Origin of the sequence: Nitratidesulfovibrio liaohensis, assembly GCF_011682075.1 — a bacterium.
GTDB classification, from domain to species: Bacteria; Desulfobacterota; Desulfovibrionia; order Desulfovibrionales; family Desulfovibrionaceae; genus Cupidesulfovibrio; species Cupidesulfovibrio liaohensis.
On record NZ_VSMK01000487.1, the window covers coordinates 1 to 1,820 of the forward strand.

The window sequence follows — 1,820 nt, forward strand, 5'->3', positions numbered from 1 at the left end:
CTGCTGCCCGCCGCCGTGCTGCGCATCCTGGGCCAGCGCACCTGGACCCAGACCGTGGCCGTGGCCGCGCGCGGGCTGGACCGCCCAGAGGCATGGCGGCCCGACTTTCCCTTCCGCCCCGCCCGGTGGGCCGTGGCCCTGCTGCTGGCAGGTCTGGGCGTGGGCATGACCTTTCTGCCGGGATGATAAAGGGCGCGAGCATCGGCAAGCCACCGGCAAGCGTCCCTCCCTGTAGCCCTTGCCCCGCTCCTGCCCCCGCCCTTATCCCGCCCTTATCCCGCCCTTATCCCGCCCTTATCCCGTCCGGCCCTCGTCCGGCCCTCGTCCGGCCCTCGTCCTTGCTCACGGCGGCCTTGTCGCCCTTGCCCCCGCATCCGTGGGTGGCTATAAGAACCGGGCGCGCGCCGCATCCGTGCGGCACCGCGCCCCTTGCGCCTTTCGGCGTCCACCCTTCGCATACAGGCCCGCCATGTCCGACACCGGCAAGCTCACCCACGCCATCGTGGAATTCTACGAAAAGCTCTCTTCCTGGGAGCACGACGTGGTGCGCGAACAGGGGCTTACCCTGCCCCAGACGCACACGCTGGAAATCCTGGGCATTCACGGCGCGCTGCCCATGAAGGAACTGGCCGCCCGCATGGGGGTGACCACCGGCACCCTTACCGTGCTGGTGGACCGGCTGGAGGACAAGCAGCTTGTGGTGCGCCGCCCGCACGAGCACGACCGGCGGTCCATCCTTGTGGCCCTGACCCAGCGCGGCCAGACGCAGTACGAGGAACACGACCGGCTGCATCGCCGCCTGACCGACGACCTGACCGCCGACCTGACAACCGAGCAGAAGACGGCCCTGCTGCACTGCTTGGAAACCATGAACGCCTCTTTCTAGGCCTGCCGCCGGACACCGCATGACCGTCATCGAACTGCTGGCCCTTGCCGTGGCCCTTGCCATGGACGCCTTTGCCGTTTCCGTCGCCACCGGGGTGCAGTTGCGCTGCGTCTCGCCGCGCCAGACCTTTCGCCTGTCGTTCCATTTCGGCCTGTTCCAGGCGCTGATGCCCGTGGCCGGGTGGGCGCTGGGCCTTACCGTGCGCGACTACATAGAGGCCTGGGACCACTGGCTGGCCTTTGGTCTGCTGGTCTTCATCGGCGTGCGCATGATGCGCGAAGCCCTGGCGGGCGACGATGAGGACGCCGACTGCAAGTGCGATCCCACGCGCGGCATGACCCTGCTGGTGCTGTCCGTGGCCACCAGCATCGACGCACTGGCCGTGGGCCTTTCGCTGTCCATCCTCGGGCTTTCCATCTGGACGCCCGCCGTGGTCATCGGCGTGGTGTGCGCGGGCTTTACCGCCGGTGGGCTGCACCTGGGCCGGGTGCTGGCCAACGCCAGCCGCCTGGGACACCGTGCGGCCCTGGTGGGCGGCGGCGTGCTCATCGCCATCGGCGTGCGCATCCTGCACGACCACGGGGTGTTCGGATAACGGCAGGCACGGCCTTCGGCCCCGCCCGCCATTCGCCCTGCCTGCCAATTCAGTCAATTCGGCCTGTCCCGCCAATCCGCCCGGTACCGCCTGTCCGGCATTTCCGTGGCTCCCCCCCTGTGCCGCCGTCCCTCACCACGTCATCTCCCCGGTCGTTCCCCCCTCCGCGCTTGTGCCTTTTCTCCCGACCGGATATAGAATGTCATGAACCGGGCTTTCCGGCGGGCATTGCGCACCGCCACCCGGCGTGGCAAGCCGCCCGGGAGGCGGCATGCCCCCCTTGGGCCGCATGCGGCAACACCGTGCGGCCCGCACTCACGCGGCAAGGACCGAGGCGCA

The 1,820-nt window shown here is 69.3% G+C and carries 2 protein-coding genes and 1 pseudogene; all 3 read left to right on the forward strand.

From position 1 onward, the window contains the following. Positions 1 to 186, forward strand: a pseudogene (locus tag FVW27_RS14675) (cobalt transporter); the annotation flags it as partial. A gap of 283 nt (positions 187 to 469) precedes the next feature. Further along, complete coding sequence (locus FVW27_RS14680; RefSeq protein WP_167126483.1) at positions 470 to 886, forward strand: MarR family winged helix-turn-helix transcriptional regulator; 417 nt, start codon at positions 470 to 472, stop codon at positions 884 to 886. 19 nt (positions 887 to 905) lie between these two features. Then, positions 906 to 1,481, forward strand: coding sequence for a manganese efflux pump MntP (locus FVW27_RS14685; RefSeq protein ID WP_167126486.1), 576 nt, complete (start codon positions 906 to 908; stop codon positions 1,479 to 1,481). Positions 1,482 to 1,820 lie beyond the last annotated feature (339 nt).